This window comes from Bordetella genomosp. 2 (assembly GCF_002261345.1).
GTDB lineage: Bacteria > Pseudomonadota > Gammaproteobacteria > Burkholderiales > Burkholderiaceae_B > Bordetella_A.
Map to the genome: position 1 here is coordinate 1,023,483 of NZ_NEVT01000003.1, position 20,222 is coordinate 1,043,704.

The following is a 20,222-nucleotide window of genomic DNA, read 5'->3' on the forward strand; positions in this document are numbered from 1 at the left end:
CCGCATGTATAACCAAGAGGAGACAGACATGCACATTCAACGCGCCGCGCGCGCCGCAGGGCGCGCGCTGATGCTGGCCGGCGGGCTGCTGGCCGCGGCGGCCCAGGCGGCCGCGGACTACCCGGCCAAGCCGGTCACCCTGGTGATCGGTTTTCCGCCCGGCGGCGGGGCCGATCATGTCGGGCGGGTATACGCCAACAGCCTGTCCAAGGTGCTGCGCCAGCCGGTGGTGGTCGAGAACCGCCCGGGCGCCGGTTCGACGATCGGCGCCAGCCATGTGGCGCGCGCCGCGCCCGACGGCTATACCCTGTACCTGGGCAACTCCAGCGTGATGGGCAGCGACAGCGCGCTCTACAAAGTGGACTACACGCCGGACGATTTCATTCCGGTGGCCCAGTTGACCACCGGGCCCATGGTGCTGATCGCCAACGCCGGCCTCGGCCTGGCGAGCGTGCAGGACCTGCTGGAAAGGGCGCGCCGCCAGCCCGGCGAACTGAATGTCGCATCCTCCGGCAACGGGGTCATCACCCACCTGGCGGCGGTGGAGTTCATGCAATTGACCGGGGCGAAGCTGATGCACATCCCGTTCAAGGGCGGCGCCGCGGCGACGCAGTCGGTGGCGGCGGGGGATACCGATATTTCCTTTGCCACCGCGCCGTCGGCCAAGGCGGCCATCGACACGGGCAAGGCCGTGGCCCTGGCGGTGACTTCGGGCCAGCCGTCGCGGCTGCTGCCGTATCCGCCGATCGCGGCCGCCGTGCCGGGCTACGACCTGTCCAACTGGTGGGGGGTGTTCGCCCCGCGGGGCACGCCGCAGGCGGTCGTCCAAACACTGTTCGAGGCTACCCGCAAGGCGCTCGACGAGCCGGCCGTGCGCCAGAGCCTGGCCGCCGGCTATGAGGAAGTCACGCCCTCGGCGTCGCCGGCCGCGTTCGACGAGTTCGCCCGCAAGGAGGGTGCCAAAGGTTTAAGATTGGCCCGGGAGAGCACCGCAACCGCCAACTGATCCTGGAGACACAATGCCCTACGTCACCCCGTTGCAGGATTTCCGCTTCGCGCTCAAGGCGCTGGCCGGACTGGACGACATCCTCAAGCTGCCCGGTTTCGAAGAAGTCACGCCGGACCTGGTCGATGCGATCCTGGACGAGAACGCCCGCTTCGTCGAGCAGGCCATCGTGCCGCTGAACGTGCCCGGCGACCGGCAGCCGCCCCGCTGGGAAGACGGGCGGGTGACGACCACGCCCGGGTTCCGGCAGGGGTTCGCCGACTACGCCGCCAGCGGCTGGCAGGGCTTGCAGCACCCGGCGCAGTGGGGCGGGCAAGGGCTGCCCAAGCTGGTGGCGGCCGCGCCCAGCGAGAATATCCAGGCCGCCAGCCTGGCGTTCTCGCTGTGCCCGATGCTGACCGACGGCGTCATCGAAGCCCTGCTGACGGTCGGCTCGGACGCGCAGCGCCAGGCCTATGTGCCCAACCTGATCGCCGGCAAATGGACCGGCACCATGAACCTGACCGAGCCGCAGGCCGGGTCGGACCTGGCCCAGGTGGCGACCCGGGCGGTGCCGCAGGCCGACGGCACCTACCGCCTGAGCGGGCAGAAGATCTTCATCACTTACGGCGAGCACGACCTGGCCGAGAACATCATCCACCTGGTGCTGGCCCGCACGCCGGACGCGCCGGCCGGCGTGAAGGGGATCTCGCTGTTCATCGTGCCGAAGTTCCTGGTCAACGCCGACGGCAGCCTGGGGCCGCGCAACGATGTCTGGTGCGCGTCGCTCGAACACAAGCTGGGTATTCACGGCAGTCCTACCGCGGTGCTGCTGTACGGCTCGGGCAAGGGCGACGCCGGCGAGGGCGCCGTGGGCTACCTGGTGGGCGAGCAGAACCGCGGCCTCGAATACATGTTCATCATGATGAACGCGGCGCGCTTCGGGGTGGGGCAGCAGGGCATCGCCGTGTCCGAGCGCGCCTACCAGCACGCGCTGGCGTATGCGCGCGAGCGCGTGCAGGGCCGCGCCGTCGAAGGCTCGGCCGGGCCGGTGCCGATTGCCCGGCACCCGGATGTGCAGCGCATGCTGCTGACCATGCGCGCCCTGACCGAGGCCGCGCGCGCGGTGTCGTTCGTGGCGGCGGCCGCGCACGACAAGGGCACGCACCACCCGGACGCCGAAGTCCGCGCGCGCAACCGGGCCTTCTATGAATACCTGGTGCCCATCGTCAAGGGGTTCTCCACCGAAACGGCGGTCGAGGTGGCGTCGCTGGGCATCCAGGTGCACGGCGGCATGGGCTACATCGAAGAGACCGGCGCGGCCCAATACTACCGCGACGCCCGCATCCTGCCGATCTACGAAGGCACCACCGCCATCCAGGCCAACGACCTGGTCGGCCGCAAGACCCTGCGCGACGGCGGCGCGACCGCCTACGCATGCATCGCGGCCATGCGCGACACGCTCAAGACGCTCGACACCGAGACCGGCCGCGCCGACGCCGCCGACCGCGAAGGCCTGTACCTGCTGCGCGACAACCTCGACCAGGCGATCCAGGCCTACGACGGCGCCGTGGCGTTCATACTGGAACATGCCCAGTCGAACATCCGGGCGGTGTATGCCGCCAGCGTGCCGTACCTGATGCTGGCGGGCACGGTGCATGGCGGCTGGCAGATGGCGCGCGCTGCGCTGGCCTGCCGGCGGCAGCTGGCGGAGGGCTCCACCGACCCGTTCTACCGCGCCAAGCTGGCCACCGCGCTGTTCTACGGCGCGCAGGTCCTGCCGCGCGCCTTGAGCCTGGCGGCCGCGGTCCGCGCGGGCGCCGTCGCGGACGCTTGCGGCGCGCAATCGGATATTGCATAAGGTTATATAACTTGCGTATTTCCGGCGATACGGGTTTGATGTAAGAATCGTCTGATGTCGATCCCCGCGCGCCGGGGTCGCTTTGCAGGCCGCCGGCCATCGCGGCCGGCGGCGTCAACCGCCAGGAGACTTCCATGAGCCAACTTCGCCTGGGCGATACCGCCCCCGACTTCGAACAGAAATCGTCCATCGGCCCGATCCGCTTCCACGAGTACCTGGGCGACAGCTGGGGCGTGCTGTTCTCGCACCCCGCCGACTTCACGCCCGTGTGCACGACCGAACTGGGCTACACGGCCAAGCTGGCCGACGAGTTCGCCAAGCGCAACGTCAAAGTGCTGGCGCTGTCGGTGGACGGTGTCGAGTCGCACACCAAGTGGATCGACGATATCAACGATACCCAGTCGACCAAGGTCAACTTCCCGATCATCGCCGACGACGACCGCAAGGTGGCCGAGCTGTACGACATGATTCACCCGAACGCCAGCGCGACGGCGACGGTGCGTTCGGTGTTCATCGTCGACCCGGCCAAGAAGGTGCGCCTGATCATCACCTATCCCGCCAGCACCGGCCGCAATTTCAACGAGATCCTGCGCGTCATCGATTCGCTGCAGCTGACCGACAGCCACAGCGTGGCGACGCCGGTCAACTGGGAAGACGGCGACGATGTCATCATCGTGCCGTCGCTGCAGGACGAGGCGGTGATCAAGCAGAAATTCCCCAAGGGCTACAAGGCGGTGCGGCCCTACCTGCGCATCACGCCCCAGCCGAATAAGTAAATAACCGTGGCGCGGATGGGGCGTGTACGCCCCGTCCGCGCCAGGTGCCGCCTCCGCGCCCGCATGGGCGCGGTTTTTTTTTTGCCCGCGCCGCGGCCGGCTGCTTTATTGCTGGCAGCGATGAGTAACCAAAAAATGATTCGTTCCGTTTAGCTTGCCCGCCCCGCACACTTGCATCCATCGTTGATACGCACCGGATGCAGGCATGCTGAAGAAAAACAGATTCTGGACCGCCCTGGCCGCCGTGGCCGCGACCTTCGTGCTGGGGCTGCCCGCGCAGGCGCAGGAGAAGCAGGCGCTGCTGAACGTGTCGTACGACCCGACGCGCGAGCTGTACCGCGAAGTGGACGAGGCCTTCGCCAAGGCATACCAGGCCAAGACCGGGGTCGAACTGACCATCCGCCAGTCGCACGGCGGCTCCGGCAAGCAGGCGCGCTCGGTCATCGACGGGCTCGATGCCGACGTGGTGACGCTGGCGCTGGCCTATGACATCGACGCCATCGCGGCCCGCGGCCTGCTGCCCGCCAACTGGCAGAGCCGCCTGCCGCGCAACAGTTCGCCGTATACCTCGACCATCGTGTTCCTGGTGCGCAAGGGCAACCCCAAGCAGATCCACGACTGGAACGACCTGGTCAAGGACGGCATCGAAGTCATCACGCCCAACCCCAAGACCTCGGGCGGCGCGCGCTGGAACTACCTGGCCGCCTGGGCCTACGCGCTGGAGCAGAACGGCGGCAGCGCCGACCGGGCCAAGGAGTTCGTCGCCGAGCTGTTCCGCCATGTGCCGGTGCTGGATACCGGGGCGCGCGGCGCCACCACCACGTTTGTCGAGCGCGGCGTCGGCGATGTGCTGCTGGCCTGGGAAAACGAGGCGTTCCTGGCTCTGAAGGAACTCGGGCCCGACAAGTTCGACATCGTCGTCCCGTCGCTGTCGATCCTGGCCGAGCCGCCGGTGGCGGTGGTGGACAAGAACGTCGACCGCAAGGGCACGCGCGCGGCGGCGCAAGCCTACCTCGAGTTCCTGTACACCCCGCAGGCCCAGGAGATCATCGCCCGCAATTACTACCGGCCCACCGACGAGCAGGTGGCCGCCAAGTTCGCCGGCCAGTTTCCCAAGGTGAAGCTGGTCACCATCGACGACGCGATCTTCGGCGGCTGGCAGCGGGCGCAGCAGGCGCATTTCAGCGACGGCGGCACGTTCGACCAGATCTACCAGCCCGGCAACAAATAGCGGACCACGGCAGAACCCGATCATGAGCACAGCTTCGATAGCGGCCGCGGGCGTGACGACGCCCGCCGGCCGGCGGCGCAACCGGCCCGGCGTCCTGCCGGGTTTCGGCATTTCCATGGGATACGCGGTGCTGTACCTCAGCCTGCTGGTATTGATCCCGCTGGCCGCCTTGCCGATCAAGAGCGCCGGCCTGGGGTGGGACGGTTTCTGGGACACGGTGACGGCGCCGCGCGTGGTGGCGTCGTACCGGCTGACGTTCGGCGCCGCTTTGCTGGCCGCGCTGGTGAACCTGGTGTTCGGCATGCTGGTGGCCTGGGTGCTGGTGCGCTACCGGTTCCCCGGCAAGAAGATCCTGGACGCGCTGGTGGACCTGCCGTTCGCGCTGCCCACCGCCGTGGCCGGCATCGCGCTGACGGCGCTGTATGCCAGGAACGGCTGGTTCGGCGGCCCGCTGGAGCAATGGCTGGGCCTGAAAGTGGCGTTCACCCCGCTGGGCATCGTCGTGGCGCTGATTTTCATCGGCATTCCGTTCGTGGTGCGCACGGTGCAGCCGGTGCTGGAGGACATCGAGCGCGAAATCGAGGAAGCGGCCGCCAGCCTCGGCGCCAGCCGCTGGCAGACCATCCGCCGCGTGCTGTTGCCGACCGTGCTGCCGGCGCTCCTGACCGGCTTCGCGCTGGCATTCGCGCGCGCGGTGGGCGAGTACGGCTCCGTCGTCTTCATCGCCGGCAACCGGCCGATGGTGTCGGAAATCACGCCCTTGCTGATCATCTCCAAGCTGGAGCAGTATGACTACGCCGGCGCGGCCGCCATCGCCACGGTGATGCTGGTGCTGTCCTTCGCGCTGCTGCTGCTGATCAACCTGCTGCAGGGCTGGCAGGCGCGGCGCGCCGGGAGGTTCGCATGACCCCCGTCGCGCCCGCCGCGCCCGGCCGCCCCGACCACCTGACCGAGCCGCGCTGGGTGCGCGGCGTGCTGCTGGCGCTGGCGCTGGGCTTCCTGGCGCTGTTCCTGCTGGCGCCGCTGGTGGCGGTGTTCGCCGAGGCCTTCAAGAAAGGCTGGCAACTGTACCTGGCGGCCATCGCCGAGCCGGACGCCTGGAGCGCGATCCGGCTGACGCTCTGGGTGGCCGCCATCTCGCTGCCGCTGAACCTGGTGTTCGGCGTGGCGGCTGCCTGGGCCATCGCCAAATTCCAATTCCGCGGCAAGCAGTTCCTGATCACGCTGATCGACCTGCCTTTTTCGGTGTCGCCGGTGGTGGCGGGCCTGGTCTTCGTGCTGCTGTTCGGCTCGCAGGGCTGGCTCGGACCCTGGCTGCAGGAGCACGACCTGAAGGTCGTCTACGCCGTGCCCGGCGTGGTGCTGGCCACCCTGTTCGTCACCTTTCCCTTTATCGCCCGCGAGCTGATCCCGTTGATGCAGGCCCAGGGCAGCGAGGAAGAGCAGGCGGCGCTGACGCTGGGCGCCAGCGGCTGGCAGATCTTCTGGCGCGTCACCCTGCCCAACATCAAATGGGGCCTGCTGTATGGCGCCATCCTGTGCAACGCGCGCGCCATGGGCGAGTTCGGCGCGGTATCGGTGGTGTCCGGCCATGTGCGCGGCCTGACCAACACCATGACGCTGCACGTGGAGATTCTCTACAACGAATACCAGTTCGCGGCTGCGTTCGCCGTGGCCTCGCTGCTGGCCCTGCTGGCGCTGGTGACGCTGGTGGTCAAGAACCTGGTCGAGTGGCGCAGCGCCCGCCCGGACGCCGCCGCCGTCCCGCTGGAGCGAACGGCCGCGCCGGCCGCCGCGCCCCGACCGGCAACGGCATGAAGGAGCTTCCGCCATGAGTATCGAAGTCAGAAACCTGTCGCGCCGCTTCGGCGATTTCCGCGCGCTGGACGATGTGTCGCTGCACATCGAGACCGGCGAGCTGGTGGCCTTGCTGGGCCCGTCGGGTTGCGGCAAGACGACCCTGCTGCGGATCATCGCGGGCCTGGAGACGGCGGACCAGGGCAGCGTCCTGTTCGCCGGCGAAGACGCCACCGCCGTCGACGTGCGCCATCGCCAGGTGGGGTTCGTGTTCCAGCACTACGCGCTGTTCAAGCACATGACGGTGTTCGAGAACGTGGCTTTCGGCCTGCGCGTCAAGCCGCGCGCGACGCGGCCTTCGGAGGCGCAGATCCGCGCCAAGGTGCACGAGCTGTTGAACCTGGTGCAGCTGGACTGGCTGGCCGACCGCTATCCGGCCCAATTGTCCGGCGGCCAGCGCCAGCGCATCGCGCTCGCCCGGGCGCTGGCGGTCGAGCCGCGCGTGCTGCTGCTGGATGAGCCGTTCGGCGCGCTGGACGCCAAGGTGCGCAAGGAGCTGCGCCGCTGGCTGCGGCGGCTGCACGACGAGCTGCACGTGGCCAGCGTGTTCGTCACCCACGACCAGGAGGAAGCCCTGGAGGTGGCCGACCGCGTGGTCCTGATGAATGCCGGGCGCATCGAGCAGGTGGGCACGCCGCGCGAAGTCTGGGAGCACCCGGCCACGCCGTTCGTCTACGGTTTCCTGGGCGACGTCAATCAGTTGAGCGGGCATGCCGCGCGCGGAGTCTGGCAGGCGCATGGCGTGGCTTTGCCCGCGCCCGAGCTGACCCAGGCCGAGCATACGCAGGCCATCGCCTATGTGCGCCCGCACGAGATCGACCTGGCCCGCAACAACGGCACCGGCCAGGGCATCCCGGTGCGCCTGAACCATGCCTACCTGGCCGGCGCCAGCGCCTACCTGGAGCTGGAGCGCGAGGACATGCAGGCCATCATCGAAGCCCAGGTGCCCGAGCACCTGTATCGCGAACTCAACCTGAAGGAGGGCGAAAGCCTGCTGGCGCGGCCGCGCCGGGCCCGCGTTTTCGCCGCGCAAGCATGACAATCATCGAAACCGCCCTGGACCCCGTCGTCGCCGCCCGCTGGAACGCGCTGCAGTCGCGCCTGGCCGAAATCGCGCAGCGGCATCCGGACGCCGCGCTGGCGTCGTCGCTGGCCGCCGAGGACATGGTGCTGACCCACGCCATCTATGACGGCGGGCTGGACCTGGAGATCTTCACGCTGGATACCGGCCGCCTGCATGCCGAGACGCTCGGGATGCAGGACGCGGTGCGCCAGCGCTATGGCCGCGCCCTCACTGTCTACCGGCCCGAGGCGGCGGCGGTGCAGGCCCATGTGCAGCAGCACGGCGCTTATGCGTTCTACGACAGCGTGGAGCTGCGCAAGGCCTGTTGCCAGATACGCAAGGTCGAGCCGCTGAAACGGGCGCTGGCCGGCCGCAGCGCCTGGATCACCGGCCAGCGCCGCGCCCAGGCGGCCACCCGCGGCGAGCTGCCCGAGGCCGAGCAGGACGCGGTGTTCGGGCTGTACAAGTACAACCCGCTGGCCGCCTGGAGCGAGGAAGACGTCTGGCACCTCATCCGCGCGCTCGATATTCCCTACAACCCGCTGCACGACCAGGGCTATCCCTCGATCGGCTGCGAGCCCTGCACGCGCGCCATCCGCCCCGGCGAAGACGTGCGGGCGGGCCGCTGGTGGTGGGAGTCCTCCGACTCCAAGGAATGCGGGCTGCATGCCGGCAACCGGGTCATCAGCGTGGCGGCCGTTCCCGCCAAACCGACTTCTGTGTAAAGGAAAACCCATGTCCGTCGTCGTCAACCGCAGCCACCTCGACTGGCTGGAATCGGAAGCCATCTACATCCTGCGCGAGGTCGCGGCCGAGTGCGCCAAGCCGGTGCTGCTGTTCTCCGGCGGCAAGGATTCGGTGGTGTTGCTGCGCCTGGCCGAGAAGGCCTTCCGGCCGGGCCGCTTCCCGTTCCCGCTGATGCACATCGATACCGGCCACAATTTCGACGAAGTGATCGCCTTCCGCGATGCGCGGGCGGCCGAGCTCGGCGAGACGCTGCTGGTGCGCAGCGTCGAGGATTCGATCCGGCGCGGCAGCGTGGTGCTGCGGCGCGCGACCGACTCGCGCAACGCCGCGCAGGCGGTGACCCTGCTGGAAGCCATCGAGGAATTCGGCTTCGACGCCTGCATCGGCGGCGCGCGCCGCGACGAGGAGAAGGCGCGCGCCAAGGAGCGCATCTTTTCGTTCCGCGACGAGTTCGGCCAGTGGGATCCGAAAGCGCAGCGGCCGGAACTCTGGAACCTGTTCAACACGCGCGTGCATCCGGGCGAGAACATGCGCGTGTTTCCGATCTCCAACTGGACCGAACTTGATGTCTGGCAGTACATCCAGCGCGAACGGCTGGCGCTGCCGTCCATCTACTACAGCCACCGGCGCGACGTGGTGCGCCGCAAGGGCCTGCTGGTGCCCGTCACGCCGCTGACGCCGCCGCAGGACGGCGAACGGGTGGAGAACCTGGCGGTGCGCTTCCGGACGGTGGGCGATATCTCCTGCACCTGCCCGGTCGCATCCGAGGCGGCCGATCCGGCCGCCATCATCGCCGAGACCGCCATCACCGACATCACCGAACGCGGCGCCACCCGCATGGACGACCAGACTTCCGAGGCCTCGATGGAGCGCCGCAAGAAAGAAGGCTATTTCTGAACTGACACCGGACTCCCCATGAACGCTGTGAACGATTCTTTTCTTTCGGGCGCCGACCGCGGCGTGCTGCGGCTGATCACGGCCGGTTCGGTCGACGACGGCAAGTCCACCCTGATCGGGCGCCTGCTGTACGACAGCAAGGGCGTGTTCGCCGACCAACTGGACGCCATTTCGCGCGCCAAGTACAAGCGGGTGGCCGGCGACGGCATCGATTTCGCGCTGCTGACCGACGGCCTGGAGGCCGAGCGCGAGCAGGGCATCACCATCGACGTGGCGTACCGCTATTTCGCCACGCCGCTGCGCAAGTTCATCGTCGCCGACGCGCCCGGGCACGAGCAATACACCCGCAACATGGTGACCGGCGCCTCGACCGCCGACGCCGCGGTGATCCTCATCGACGCCACGCGCGCCGCCGACGGCAGGCTGCTGCCGCAGACCAAGCGGCACAGCACCATCGCGCGCCTGCTGGGCATCCGCCATATTGTGGTGGCGGTCAACAAGATGGACCTGGTCGGCTGGGACCGCGCCGTGTTCGAGCGCATTCGCGACGCCTACGCCGACCTGGCGCGGCGCCTGGACATCGCCCGTTTCCATGCGCTGCCGCTGTCGGCGCTGGAGGGCGACAACGTGGTCAACCCGTCCGCCAGGACGCCCTGGTACGACGGCCCGCCGCTGCTCAGCCTGCTGGAGCAACTGGGCCAGGCCAATGACGCGGCCGGGCAGCCGCTGCGCTTTCCGGTCCAGTGGGTGGCGCGCCACGGCGGCGATAGCGCCGACGATTTCCGCGGCTACGCCGGCCGCGTCGCCAGCGGCGTGCTGCGGCCGGGCGATGAAATCGTGGTGCAGCCGTCGGGGGTGAGCGCGCGCGTCAAGCAGGTGCTGGCCTTCGACCGCGCGCTGGATGCCGCGCTGGCCGGCGACTCGGTCACGGTCGTACTGGACCGGGATGTCGACGTCTCGCGCGGCGATGTGCTGGCGCATGCTGATGCGCCGGCGCGCGTCGGCCGCGAATTCGAAGCGGAACTGTGCTGGCTCGACGCGCAGGCGCTGAACCCGGCGCGCAAGTACCTGCTCAAGCACGGCACGCGGCTGACCACCGCGAAGATCCGCGAAGTGCACACACAGCGCGACATCCACGAACTGCAGGAGGTGGCTAACGCCGGCGGCACGCTGAACATGAACGACATCGGCCGCGTGTCGCTGGTCACGCGCGAGGCGCTGGCGGTCGATCGCTATGCCGATGCGCCCGCCACTGGCGCCTTCATCCTGATCGACGCCGCCACTCACCAGACTGCGGCCGCGGGCATGCTGCGCTGACGCCCAGGCCCGCCGCCGGACGCCGGCGGCGGGCTGTTGTTTTAATGCGAAACCCAGTATTCATGCGGGTTCCCGGGCGATTTCCAGACCATGAAATGATTTCTCCAGACGGCCGCCGCGTCTTGCGGTAAAGTGGGACGTCGCCCTTTCGGGGCGCCAGGGGCTTGCTGAAAGTACTGGTTTTTTGTACAGTACTTTCATGGAACGCACCGATCACGTTTTTCCCGCCGGTTCTGGGTCCCCGGCTGCCGCCCCCGCCGCCTTGCGCGGCCGGGGTGCGGTTACTAACGTTCGGCATCGCTTCCAGCAAACCGACCGCGCTCCCACCGACGACGGCTGGGCCGCCACCCACGTGCCGGCCGATGCCCTGGCAGATCCCTCCTGGTCCGCCGACGGCGTGGCCGAGCCCTCCGCCCCTTATATTCCCATCACGCCGGAGCCGGTGCGCCAGACCACCGTGGCCCCCGAGCAGGCCCGCAAGCTGTTGTCGCGCAACGATTCCCCCGACATCCCGTTCGATGTCGCCGTCAACCCCTACCGGGGGTGCGAGCACGGCTGCGTGTACTGCTACGCGCGGCCCACCCATGCCTACCTGGGCTATTCCCCCGGGCTGGACTTCGAAACCCGCCTGGTGGCCAAGGCCAACGCGGTGGACGTGCTGCGGGCCGAACTGGCCCGCCCCGGCTACCGGGTCTCGCCCATCAACATCGGCTCGGCCACCGACGTCTACCAGCCCATCGAACGCCAGTGGCAGCTTACCCGCGGGGTGCTCGAACTGCTGCTGCAGACCCGCCACCCGGCCACCATCGTCACCAAGAACGCCCTGGTCGAGCGCGATCTCGACCTGCTCCAGCCGCTGGCCGAGCAGCGGCTGATCACGGTGTTCGTCAGCATCACCACCCTGGACGCCGACATGGCCCGCACGCTGGAACCGCGCGCCTCGGCCCCCTGGCGGCGCATCCAGGCGGTGCGCACGCTGGCCAATGCCGGCGTGCCCGTCGGCGTCCTGGTGGCGCCCGTCATTCCCTTCATCAACGACGAATCCCTCGAACACATCCTGCAGGAGGCCCGCCAGGCAGGCGCCTGCTACGCCAGCTACACCGTGCTGCGGCTGCCCTGGGAAGTGCGCGCCGTCTTTGAAGAATGGCTGCAGGCCCATTTCCCGGACCGCGCCCAACGCGTGCTGCATCGCATCGAAGACCTGCGCAACGGCCGGCGCAACGACCCCCGTTTCGGCAGCCGCATGCGCGGCACCGGCCTGTGGGCCGACCTGCTGCGCCAGCGCTTCGGGCTGGCGGTGCGCAAGCTGGGCCTGAACACCACCCGGCCGCAGCTGGCCACGCATCTGTTCCAGGCGCCCCGGCCCGCCATGGCTGCGGCGCCGGCCCCGGCGGCGGGGCAGGGCGGCCACCGGCACACCAGGCCGGCGCCGCAGGCCTCGCCGCAGTTGTCGCTGTTCTGATTTCCCGTTTCACCGGCTGTCGCCGCGCGTCCAGGCGGCCCCTTAATCCGCAGAGCTGTTCGTCTGCCAGCGTTCACCGGAGTCTTCCATGACCATCGCCACTCTCGCTTCCGATTCCGCCGTTTCCCTGCCCAGCTCGCGGTTGCCCGCCTGGCTGCCGCGACTGCTGGCGCAAGCCGGCGGCGGCGTGCTGCGCCAGCCGGCCAAATGGCCGTTCTCGTCGGGGTTGTCGCGCGGGCGCCAGCTCATGCCCGCCCCCTCCCAGGCGGCCGACCGTCCGGCGCAGCCCGCCGCCGTCGCGCCTGTCGCGCCCGCCGCGCCGACGCTGTCCGCCGATACGCAGGCGGCCCACAGCCAGTCGCTGGGCACGGCGGCGCGGGTGGCGGGCCAGGGGGTCACGCTGCGCCAGATGGTGGTCGACACCATGCTGGTGGCCATGTGGGCCGCCCTGATCCCCGGCCTGATGTGGCTGGGGGCCGCGGCGGGGTTCTGAACCCGCGGCGGAGCAGCGGCATTCCCCGCGCCGGTTAGCTCGAGCCGAGCAGCACCACGCCCACCAGAATGGCCGCGCAGCCCGCCAAGCGGCCGAGGCCCACCTTTTCGCGCAACAGGAACATGCCCGCCAATGTGCCCAGCATCATCGACATTTCCCGCGCCGGAGCCACCAGGCTGAGCGGCGCGCCGTTGCGCAGCGCGTACAGCACCAGTATGTAGCCCAGCGGCGACAGCAACCCCACGGCCAGCGCCAGGTGCCAGTGGCCGCGCATGGCCTGCCAGCTGGCGGCCCGCCGCTGCAGGATATGCGGAGCCATCATCGCGGTGCGCGTGACGCAGGTGAACCAGTCGAACAGCACCGGCATGAGCAGCAGCACCTTGACGCCGTAGGCGTCCACCACGGTATAGGCCGCAATGAACAGGCCTATCACCACGCCCCAGCGCACGCCCAGCCACGCCTGGGGTTGGCGGAACAGCGCCAGCCTGCCCTGGGTGGCGATCAGCAGCACGCCGCCCACCACGCACAGCATGCCGGCGATGCCCGTGGCCGAGGCCGGCTCGCCCAGCAGCAGGAAGGCACCCATGGTCGAGAGCAGCGGGCCGGTGCCGCGCGCAATGGGATACACCACGGACAGGTCGGCGACCTGATAACCGCGCTGTAGGCACAGGCTGTAGCCCAGGTGCAGGGCGCTCGACGCCAGGATGCACGCCACCACCGGCCAGGTCCAGTCCATGCCCTCGTGCAGCAGGATCCACACCACCCAGGGCGCATACAGCAGGCTGGCGCACAGGCCGTAGGCGAAGACGAAGACCGGTCCGACCATCGCCGCGCGCTTGGCCAGCAGGTTCCAGGTGGCGTGGGCCATCGCCGCGAGGATCACTAATATCAGGGACGCATACGACATGGCGGGGGGCGCGGCGTGGATGACAGGTTTGTGACAAAACGGAGGCCTACAGCGTACTCCTTTTATTGGGGCCGGGTGATTGGGCAGGCAGGCGTCGCGGCCAGTACCAGCAACTCCGGTTTTGATGTAGAATGCTCGGTTTGCCAAACCCTCATCCTCTGCTTGCGCACAGCCCAGGGCAACGGGCCAGTACCGCCGCCCCGCGTAAAAACAGCGCAACGCACGATGATTTCGGAGTTCATCATGAACCTCATCGCTCTCCTGGAACAGGAAGAAATCAAGCGCCTGACCGGCGACAAGACCATGCCCGAATTCGCCCCCGGCGACACCGTGGTGGTCAGCGTCAACGTCGTGGAAGGCACCCGCAAGCGTGTGCAGGCCTACGAAGGCGTCGTCATCGCCAAGCGCAACCGTGGCCTGAACTCGTCGTTCATCGTCCGCAAGATCTCCTCGGGCGAAGCCGTCGAACGTACGTTCCAGCTGTATTCGCCGCAGATCGCCGGCATCGAAGTCAAGCGCCGCGGCGACGTGCGCCGCGCCAAGCTGTATTACCTGCGCAACCGCTCGGGCAAGTCGGCGCGCATCAAGGAAAAGCTCGTCATCAAGCAGGCCAAGTCGGCTTGATGCTCCGCCGCGGTACGGCGCCAGCCATGGCGCCATGCCGCGCTCGCGGACATTCCGGGTTAAAAAGGCACCTGCAAAGGTGCCTTTTTCACGTCCCTCTCAGGTATGCCTGATCCTTCGTCCCGCCCGCGCCGGCCGCCCGCCGGCCCGTCCTTCGACCCCGCCGCCCAGCCCTGGCAGCCCGCCGATGCCGACCTTGCCGCCGTGCCGCCGGAGCGGCTGGCGCCCGACTCGTTGCGCGGCGCGCTGAGCCGGCCCGGCCCCTGGCCGATGGACCCGGTGGTCACGCCCGAGCAGCGCCATCCCGGCCGCGAGGGGGCGCCGGTGCTGGCGGCCGTGCTCATTCCCCTGGTTGCCCATCCGGACGGCGTGCGCGTCATGCTGACCCAGCGCACCGCCCACCTGCACGATCATGCGGGCCAGGTCAGCTTCCCCGGCGGGCGGCTCGAGGCCTTCGACGCCAGCCCGGTCGCCGCGGCGCTGCGCGAGGCGCAGGAAGAAACCGGCCTGCCGGCCGAGCACGTCGACGTGTTGAGCAGCATGCCCGCCTATCTGACGGCGACGGGGTTCTCGATCACGCCGGTGGTGTCGCTGGTGCGGCCTGGCTACACGCTGGCGCCCGACGCCTTCGAGGTAGCCGAAGTATTCGAAGTGCCGCTGGCTTTCCTGATGGACCCCGCCAATCATCGCCTGTACCGCGCATTGCTGCCGGACGGGCGCGAGCGCCGCTATTACGCCATGCCCTGGCAGGATTATTTCATCTGGGGAGCCACCGCCGGCATGCTGCGCAACCTGTACCACGTGGTGCGCCACCGGCTGGCCGGCATTCAATAGCGCTGCTGCGCGACCTCGCTTTCTTCCAGGATGCGCCGGTACAGCGCGTAGCGGCCCGGGTCGATCCCGCCCGCCTGCAAGGCCGCCACGACACCGCAGCCCGGCTCGTGGCGGTGGGTGCAGTTGTAGAAGCGGCAGTGTTCGATATGCGGGGCGAATTCCGGGAAGCCGCGCAGGATGTCCGCGCCGGACAAGTGCTGCAAGCCGAACGCCTGGAAGCCGGGCGAATCGATCAGGTCGCCGCCGGGCGGCGGCAGATGGTAGAGGCGGGTGGTGGTGGTGGTGTGCCGGCCCATGTCGAGCGCGGCTGAATATTCGCGCGTAGCGGCGCCGGCCTGCGGGGCCAGCGTATTGAGCAGGGTGGACTTGCCCATGCCGCTCTGGCCCAGCAGCAAGGTCGTGCGCCCGGCCAGGCGCGGCGCCAGCAGGGCATGCACCGCCGCGCTGTCGTGGGCGCTGAGCTCGATCACCGGCACGCCCAGCGCGCGCACCGCCGCCAGGCGCGCGCGCGCGGCGTCCAAGCCGTGGCGCAGGTCGGTCTTGTTGAGGATGATGAGCGGCTCGATGCCGGCGCTCCAGGCGCCGGCCAGCGCGCGGCCGGCCAGGTCGTCGGAGAAAGTGGGCTCGACCGCCACGACGATCAGTAATTGGTCGACGTTGGCCGCGAACTGCTTGGCGCGCATTTCGTCGGAGCGATACAGCAGGTTGCGGCGCGGCAGGATGGCTTCGATGACACCCTCGTCGCGGCCCTGGGGCGCCACCAGCACCCGGTCGCCGACCGCCGCGCCGGCCTTCTTGCCGCGCGGGAAACAATGGCGCTGGGCGCCGTCGGGGAATTCCACGACGTAGTGGCGCCCGTGGGCGGCGATGATGCGGCCCTCTGCCTGCGTCGCGGCGGCCGCGTCGGCGCCGCGTTCATGGCGCGAGCGTATCGGCTTGGGGCGGCCCGGCGTGGCGCTCATGCCGCCTGGGTGAGGTGACGGATGCGCACGGCGGCGGGAGGGTGGCTGTCGTAGAAGGCGGAATGCACGGGGTCGGGCGTCAGGGTGGCGGCGTTGTCATCGTACAGTTTGACCAGCGCCGACACCAGCCGGTCGGGGGAGCTCTGGGTGGCGGCGTAGCGGTCGGCCTCGAATTCGTCGCGGCGCGAGTACCAGCTGGCCACGGGAGTCAGCATGAAAGTGAAGACGGGGATCGCCAGGAAGAACAGCAGCAGCGCCATGGCGTCATTGCGGCCGTCCAGGCGCGGCAGCACGCCCAGGCCCTCGTAGAACCAGGGCTGCTGGGCGAGCCAGCCCAGCACCGCGAAGAACAGCAGGGCCGCGCCGAAACTGAGCGCGATGCGCTTGATGATGTGCCGCTTGGCGAAATGGCCCAGCTCGTGCGCCAGCACGGCTTCGATTTCGTCGGGGTTCAGGCGCGCCAGCAGGGTGTCGAAGAACACGATGCGGCGCGCCTTGCCGAAGCCGGTGAAATAGGCGTTGCCATGCGCCGAGCGGCGCGAGCCGTCCATGACGAACAGGCCGTTGAGCGCGAACCCGCAGCGCTGGGCCAGCTGCTTGATGCGGCCCGCCAGTTCGGGGTCGGTGAGCGGGGTGAACTTGTTGAACAGCGGCGCGATGAAGGTCGGGTAGATGAACAGCAGCAGCAGGTTGAAGAGGGTCCAGAGGCCCCATGCCCAGAGCCACCATAGGGCGCCGGCTTCGGCCATGAGCCACAGGATGGCGGCGGCCAGCGGGGTGCCCAGCAGCAGCGCCACGACCAGCCCCTTGGCCAGGTCGGCGGCGAACAGGCCGGGCGTCATGCGGTTGAAGCCGAAGCGCGCCTCGAGGCGGAACTGCCGCCACAAGGTGAACGGCAGCCCCAGCAGGCCCAGCAGCAGGGCCACGCTGCCCAGCAGCAGCAACTGGCGCAGCAGGTCGTGGGAGGTGACCTGCGCCACCAGCAGGTCGATGGCCTGCAGGCCACCCAGCAGGGTCAGCGCCACCAGGATCACGGCGTCGTAGACGCGTTCCAGCATGCCCAGGCGCATGCGCGCCACGGTGTAGTCGGCCGCCCGCTGGTGGCTGGCCAGCCCGATGCGCGGCGCGAACTCGGGCGGCACCTGGTCGCGGTGGCGCGCCACGTGGCGGATCTGGCGGGAGGCCAGCCACAGCCGCACGCAGATATCGGCCAGCAGGAGGGAAACGAACAGCAAGGTCAGGGCGGTCAGGGGCACGGCGCGGGGGGTATGAGAAAATGCAGTGTTTTAAAGGCAAATTATATGGCTGCGAACGAAAACCGCCTGGTCTGGCTCGATATGGAAATGACCGGCCTGGACCCCGCCAAAGAGCGCATCATCGAAGTCGCGGTGGTCGTCACCGAACCTGACCTGACCGTCGTGGCCGAAGGGCCGGTGCTGGTCGTGCACCAGCCCGAGAGCCTGCTCGACGCCATGGACAACTGGAACAAGTCCACGCACGGCAAGAGCGGCCTGATCGAGAAGGTCAAGGCCTCCACCCTGACCGAGGCGCAGGCCGAGCGGATCCTGCTGGATTTCCTGGCGCAACACGTGCCGGCGGGCAAATCGCCGCTGTGCGGCAATACCATCAGCCAGGACCGGCGCTTCATGTACGCCTACATGCCGAACCTGGAGCGCTTCTTCCATTACCGCAACCTGGACGTCAGCACCCTGAAGGAACTGGCGCGCCGCTGGGCCCCGGCCGTCTACAAGGGGTTCGAGAAACAAAGCCGGCACGAGGCGCTGGCCGACATCTACGAATCCATCGACGAATTGAAGTACTACCGCGAGCATTTCCTCAAGGCGTAGCAGCCGTGCGAGCATGCCGCCCATCGCGCCCGACCTCGATCCGCTGATCGGCGACCATCCGTCGATGGCGGCGCTGCGCGCCCTGGTGCGCCGGGTGGCGCGCAGCAAGGCCAGCATCGTGCTGATCTACGGCGAGACCGGCACCGGCAAGGGGCTGGTGGCGCGCAGCCTGCATGCGCAGTCCGACCGGGCCGGCAAGGGCTTCACCGAGATCAATTGCGCCGCCATTCCGGGCAACCTGCTGGAATCCGAGCTGTTCGGGCACGAGCGGGGCGCTTTTACCGGCGCGGTGGCCCGCAAGGTCGGGCTGCTCGAGGCGGCCAATGGCGGCAGCGTTTTCCTGGACGAGATCCGCGAACTCGATCCGGTCATGCAGGCGAAGATCCTGACCTTGCTCGACAGCCGGCGCTTCCGGCGCATCGGCGCCGTGCAGGAAGTCTCCATCGATGCCCGGTTCATCGCGGCCACCAACAAGATATTGCTGGCCGAAGTGCAGGGCGGGCGGTTCCGCGATGACCTTTATTACCGGCTGCAGGTCGTGTCGATCAATCTGCCGCCGCTGCGCGAGCGCGGCGATGATGTGTTCGTGCTGGCCGACAAGTTCCTGCAGCGCTACAACGCCACCCACGGCAGCCGCTTCACCGCCCTCGATCCCGACGTGCGGCGCATTTTCAAGGCGTATGCGTGGCCCGGCAATGTGCGCGAACTAGGCAATTTGCTCGAGCGCATCTGCATCCTCGAGGACGGCGATACGATCCTGCCGCGCCATCTGCCCGCGCGCATCGTGCGCGATGCCGGCAAGCCGCTGGCGACCGCGGGCGCCGGCGCGCCCGCGGCCGGCTACGCCGAACAGACGCGGCGTTTCCAGCGCGAGCTGATCGAATCCGCCCTGCGCGCCCAGGGCGGCAGCCTGGCGCGGGCCGCCGCGGCGCTGGGCTTGACGCGGCACGCCCTGCGGCACCAGATGAGCAAGCTGGGCCTGGACGACGGACGTGCGCGCGGGCAGGGCTAGTTGGCCGTGATGTCGTGCTTGGCGGTGACCTCCCGCCACAGCGCCAGGTCGTCGCGCACGCGCTTGCCGAACTCGGCGCTGCTCAGGCGGGCCGGAATGGTGCCGTCGATGTCGAGCAGCGTTGTCGTGGCCGGCGACGCCGAGATCTCGTTGAGCGCGGCATTGAGCCGGTCGATATACGGCTGCGGCGTCCCGGCGGGCGCGAACACGCCGACCCAGATCTCGACCGCGTAGCCCGGCAGGGTGGCCGCCGCCGGCGCCAGATCGGGGAAGGCGGCGTGCCTGGCGCGCGCGGTGGTGGCCAGCAGCCGCACCTTGCCGCTCTGCACCACCGGCGCCAGGGTGCTGTAGTTGGACAGCATGACGTCGATCTGGCCTCCGGCCAGGTCGGACGCGGCGTTGGCAGCGCCCTTGTAGGGCACGTGCGTCATGCGCGTGCCGGCCGCGTCGTCCAGCATCACCGTGGCCAGGTGGCCCAGCGACCCGACTCCCGCCGTGCCGTAGTTGAGCGCGTCGGGCTTGCCGCGCGCCGCTGCGATCAGGTCCGCCAACGAGCGGTACGGCGTGCCGGCGGATACCGCCACCACCAACGGGCCCTGGCCGATCATGGCGACGGGGGCGAACTGCTTGAGCGGATCGTAAGGCACGTGCGGCTGGGTCGCCGCCGAGGTCAGGAACGAGGACGAGGTGAGCAGCAGCACCGAGCCGTCCTTGGGCGCCCTGGCCACATAGTCGGAGCCGATGACGCCGGCCGCCCCGCTGCGGTTCTCGACGATGACCGTCGTGTCCAGGCGCTCGGCCAGCTGCGGCGCCAGTGCGCGCGCGATGGCGTCGTTGCTGGCGCCGGCCGAGAACGGCACCACGATCTTGACCTGCGCGGGCACGCCGGGCTGCGCCGCCGCCGCCGCCGCGCAGACCGCGTAGCCGGCGGCCAGCGTCAGTGCTTGCTTGATGAGTGTTTTCACGGTCGATTCCCTTTGGAATGTTGTAGGTATGCCGGCGCCGGATGTCAGCGGTCCAGCGGCACGGGAATGTCCAGCAACGGCGCGTATTGCTGCGCGCCGAAGATGTCGCCGTCGCCGGCCGAGCCGCTGGGCGTCAGCCGATAGAGGGTGAACTTGATCGCCAGGCCGGGATCGTATTGCACGAAGTCCGAAATGCGAGTGTCGGCGATGCCGTACAGGGCCGCCACGCTGGCGCGCGTGAGGGCGCCGGAGCGCTTGACCGCGTCGTAGGTGGCGCGGTCGCGGAAGATGACATCGAAGGTGATCTTGTTTACGCCGGCATTCTTGCTGCGGATGGTCTTGGCGAGTTCGCTGAGTTTCTTGGTCGTCATGGCGTTTCCGG

Annotated in this window: 21 protein-coding genes; 16 read left to right on the forward strand and 5 right to left on the reverse strand. The window is 68.9% G+C overall.

The genetic code is table 11. The features are described from left to right. The first annotated feature begins 28 nt into the window (after window positions 1-28). The 12 genes from CAL24_RS06970 (at window position 29) to CAL24_RS07025 (ending at window position 12,689) form a co-directional block, all read left to right on the forward strand. Entirely contained in the window at window positions 29-1,006 is a 978-nt protein-coding gene (locus CAL24_RS06970; RefSeq protein WP_094806166.1) for a tripartite tricarboxylate transporter substrate-binding protein, read from the forward strand. Window positions 1,007-1,019: 13 nt separating this feature from the next. Beyond that, window positions 1,020-2,846: an acyl-CoA dehydrogenase gene (locus CAL24_RS06975; protein WP_028354213.1), complete on the forward strand. Its 1,827-nt coding sequence runs from the start codon at window positions 1,020-1,022 to the stop codon at window positions 2,844-2,846. A gap of 134 nt (window positions 2,847-2,980) precedes the next feature. Continuing rightward, window positions 2,981-3,622, forward strand: a complete 642-nt coding sequence (locus CAL24_RS06980; protein ID WP_028354212.1) for a peroxiredoxin — start codon at window positions 2,981-2,983, stop codon at window positions 3,620-3,622. Between the two features lie 205 nt (window positions 3,623-3,827). After that, on the forward strand, window positions 3,828-4,853 hold the full coding sequence (locus CAL24_RS06985) for a sulfate ABC transporter substrate-binding protein (protein WP_028354211.1): 1,026 nt from the start codon (window positions 3,828-3,830) through the stop codon (window positions 4,851-4,853). 22 nt (window positions 4,854-4,875) lie between these two features. Then, window positions 4,876-5,760: a sulfate ABC transporter permease subunit CysT gene (gene cysT / locus CAL24_RS06990; protein WP_094806168.1), complete on the forward strand. Its 885-nt coding sequence runs from the start codon at window positions 4,876-4,878 to the stop codon at window positions 5,758-5,760. Next, a complete protein-coding gene (gene cysW, locus CAL24_RS06995; protein ID WP_094806170.1) occupies window positions 5,757-6,671 on the forward strand; it encodes a sulfate ABC transporter permease subunit CysW in 915 nt (304 codons plus the stop codon). The genes cysT and cysW overlap by 4 nt, the downstream gene beginning before the upstream one ends. Window positions 6,672-6,684: 13 nt before the next feature. Next, on the forward strand, window positions 6,685-7,749 hold the full coding sequence (locus CAL24_RS07000) for a sulfate/molybdate ABC transporter ATP-binding protein (protein ID WP_094806172.1): 1,065 nt from the start codon (window positions 6,685-6,687) through the stop codon (window positions 7,747-7,749). After that, window positions 7,746-8,498 (forward strand): phosphoadenylyl-sulfate reductase, encoded by a 753-nt coding sequence (locus tag CAL24_RS07005; RefSeq protein WP_038853413.1) that lies wholly within the window; start codon window positions 7,746-7,748, stop codon window positions 8,496-8,498. Before CAL24_RS07000 ends, CAL24_RS07005 begins: the two co-directional genes overlap by 4 nt. 10 nt (window positions 8,499-8,508) lie before the next feature. Next, the gene (gene cysD, locus CAL24_RS07010; protein ID WP_028354206.1) at window positions 8,509-9,417 is read left to right on the forward strand and encodes a sulfate adenylyltransferase subunit CysD; all 909 of its coding nucleotides are present in this window, start codon (window positions 8,509-8,511) and stop codon (window positions 9,415-9,417) included. An 18-nt stretch (window positions 9,418-9,435) separates the two neighbouring features. After that, window positions 9,436-10,734, forward strand: coding sequence for a sulfate adenylyltransferase subunit 1 (locus tag CAL24_RS07015; RefSeq protein ID WP_028354205.1), 1,299 nt, complete (start codon window positions 9,436-9,438; stop codon window positions 10,732-10,734). A 199-nt stretch (window positions 10,735-10,933) separates the two neighbouring features. Further along, window positions 10,934-12,196: a PA0069 family radical SAM protein gene (locus CAL24_RS07020; RefSeq protein WP_094806173.1), complete on the forward strand. Its 1,263-nt coding sequence runs from the start codon at window positions 10,934-10,936 to the stop codon at window positions 12,194-12,196. A gap of 88 nt (window positions 12,197-12,284) precedes the next feature. Then, window positions 12,285-12,689, forward strand: a complete 405-nt coding sequence (locus CAL24_RS07025) for a hypothetical protein (RefSeq protein WP_051439393.1) — start codon at window positions 12,285-12,287, stop codon at window positions 12,687-12,689. 34 nt (window positions 12,690-12,723) lie between these two features. Here CAL24_RS07025 and CAL24_RS07030 read toward each other — a convergent pair whose 3' ends face one another. Further along, the gene (locus CAL24_RS07030; RefSeq protein ID WP_028354204.1) at window positions 12,724-13,596 is read right to left on the reverse strand and encodes a DMT family transporter; all 873 of its coding nucleotides are present in this window, start codon (window positions 13,594-13,596) and stop codon (window positions 12,724-12,726) included. A gap of 243 nt (window positions 13,597-13,839) precedes the next feature. Between CAL24_RS07030 and rplS the strand changes: the two genes are divergently transcribed. Further along, entirely contained in the window at window positions 13,840-14,220 is a 381-nt protein-coding gene (gene rplS, locus CAL24_RS07035) for a 50S ribosomal protein L19 (RefSeq protein WP_028354203.1), read from the forward strand. A 105-nt stretch (window positions 14,221-14,325) separates the two neighbouring features. Then, window positions 14,326-15,054 carry a CoA pyrophosphatase gene (locus tag CAL24_RS07040; protein ID WP_028354202.1) on the forward strand — a complete coding sequence of 243 codons (729 nt, stop codon included), beginning with the start codon at window positions 14,326-14,328 and terminating at the stop codon, window positions 15,052-15,054. Here the strand turns inward: CAL24_RS07040 and rsgA are convergent. Together rsgA and CAL24_RS07050 are read right to left on the reverse strand one after the other, a co-directional pair. Next, window positions 15,048-16,016, reverse strand: coding sequence for a ribosome small subunit-dependent GTPase A (rsgA, locus tag CAL24_RS07045; RefSeq protein ID WP_094806175.1), 969 nt, complete (start codon window positions 16,014-16,016; stop codon window positions 15,048-15,050). The two genes, CAL24_RS07040 and rsgA, sit on opposite strands and share 7 nt — an antisense overlap. Then, window positions 16,013-17,272: a M48 family metallopeptidase gene (locus CAL24_RS07050; protein ID WP_094806176.1), complete on the reverse strand. Its 1,260-nt coding sequence runs from the start codon at window positions 17,270-17,272 to the stop codon at window positions 16,013-16,015. The genes rsgA and CAL24_RS07050 overlap by 4 nt, the downstream gene beginning before the upstream one ends. Window positions 17,273-17,317: 45 nt before the next feature. Between CAL24_RS07050 and orn the strand changes: the two genes are divergently transcribed. Then, complete coding sequence (gene orn, locus CAL24_RS07055; protein WP_028354199.1) at window positions 17,318-17,863, forward strand: oligoribonuclease; 546 nt, start codon at window positions 17,318-17,320, stop codon at window positions 17,861-17,863. 13 nt (window positions 17,864-17,876) lie between these two features. Beyond that, window positions 17,877-18,875, forward strand: a complete 999-nt coding sequence (locus CAL24_RS07060; protein ID WP_094806178.1) for a sigma-54 interaction domain-containing protein — start codon at window positions 17,877-17,879, stop codon at window positions 18,873-18,875. Here CAL24_RS07060 and CAL24_RS07065 read toward each other — a convergent pair. Together CAL24_RS07065 and CAL24_RS07070 are read right to left on the reverse strand one after the other, a co-directional pair. After that, window positions 18,872-19,840, reverse strand: a complete 969-nt coding sequence (locus tag CAL24_RS07065; protein ID WP_094806180.1) for a tripartite tricarboxylate transporter substrate-binding protein — start codon at window positions 19,838-19,840, stop codon at window positions 18,872-18,874. The two genes, CAL24_RS07060 and CAL24_RS07065, sit on opposite strands and share 4 nt — an antisense overlap. A gap of 44 nt (window positions 19,841-19,884) precedes the next feature. Then, window positions 19,885-20,211 (reverse strand): DUF4387 domain-containing protein, encoded by a 327-nt coding sequence (locus tag CAL24_RS07070; RefSeq protein ID WP_094806182.1) that lies wholly within the window; start codon window positions 20,209-20,211, stop codon window positions 19,885-19,887. Window positions 20,212-20,222 lie beyond the last annotated feature (11 nt).

Excerpts from the sequence above, each read along its gene's own strand:
- CAL24_RS07025 (WP_051439393.1), top strand. The coding sequence starts at position 12,285 with ATGACCATCGCCACTCTCGCTTCCGATTCCGCCGTTTCCCTGCCCAGC.
- rsgA (WP_094806175.1), bottom strand. The coding sequence starts at position 16,016 with ATGAGCGCCACGCCGGGCCGCCCCAAGCCGATACGCTCGCGCCATGAA.
- CAL24_RS07030 (WP_028354204.1), bottom strand. The coding sequence starts at position 13,596 with ATGTCGTATGCGTCCCTGATATTAGTGATCCTCGCGGCGATGGCCCAC.
- CAL24_RS07005 (WP_038853413.1), top strand. The coding sequence starts at position 7,746 with ATGACAATCATCGAAACCGCCCTGGACCCCGTCGTCGCCGCCCGCTGG.
- cysD (WP_028354206.1), top strand. The coding sequence starts at position 8,509 with ATGTCCGTCGTCGTCAACCGCAGCCACCTCGACTGGCTGGAATCGGAA.
- CAL24_RS07020 (WP_094806173.1), top strand. The coding sequence starts at position 10,934 with ATGGAACGCACCGATCACGTTTTTCCCGCCGGTTCTGGGTCCCCGGCT.
- CAL24_RS07040 (WP_028354202.1), top strand. The coding sequence starts at position 14,326 with ATGCCTGATCCTTCGTCCCGCCCGCGCCGGCCGCCCGCCGGCCCGTCC.
- CAL24_RS07060 (WP_094806178.1), top strand. The coding sequence starts at position 17,877 with ATGCCGCCCATCGCGCCCGACCTCGATCCGCTGATCGGCGACCATCCG.
- orn (WP_028354199.1), top strand. The coding sequence starts at position 17,318 with ATGGCTGCGAACGAAAACCGCCTGGTCTGGCTCGATATGGAAATGACC.
- cysT (WP_094806168.1), top strand. The coding sequence starts at position 4,876 with ATGAGCACAGCTTCGATAGCGGCCGCGGGCGTGACGACGCCCGCCGGC.
- rplS (WP_028354203.1), top strand. The coding sequence starts at position 13,840 with ATGAACCTCATCGCTCTCCTGGAACAGGAAGAAATCAAGCGCCTGACC.
- CAL24_RS06970 (WP_094806166.1), top strand. The coding sequence starts at position 29 with ATGCACATTCAACGCGCCGCGCGCGCCGCAGGGCGCGCGCTGATGCTG.
- CAL24_RS07070 (WP_094806182.1), bottom strand. The coding sequence starts at position 20,211 with ATGACGACCAAGAAACTCAGCGAACTCGCCAAGACCATCCGCAGCAAG.
- cysW (WP_094806170.1), top strand. The coding sequence starts at position 5,757 with ATGACCCCCGTCGCGCCCGCCGCGCCCGGCCGCCCCGACCACCTGACC.
- CAL24_RS07000 (WP_094806172.1), top strand. The coding sequence starts at position 6,685 with ATGAGTATCGAAGTCAGAAACCTGTCGCGCCGCTTCGGCGATTTCCGC.
- CAL24_RS06985 (WP_028354211.1), top strand. The coding sequence starts at position 3,828 with ATGCTGAAGAAAAACAGATTCTGGACCGCCCTGGCCGCCGTGGCCGCG.
- CAL24_RS06980 (WP_028354212.1), top strand. The coding sequence starts at position 2,981 with ATGAGCCAACTTCGCCTGGGCGATACCGCCCCCGACTTCGAACAGAAA.
- CAL24_RS07015 (WP_028354205.1), top strand. The coding sequence starts at position 9,436 with ATGAACGCTGTGAACGATTCTTTTCTTTCGGGCGCCGACCGCGGCGTG.
- CAL24_RS06975 (WP_028354213.1), top strand. The coding sequence starts at position 1,020 with ATGCCCTACGTCACCCCGTTGCAGGATTTCCGCTTCGCGCTCAAGGCG.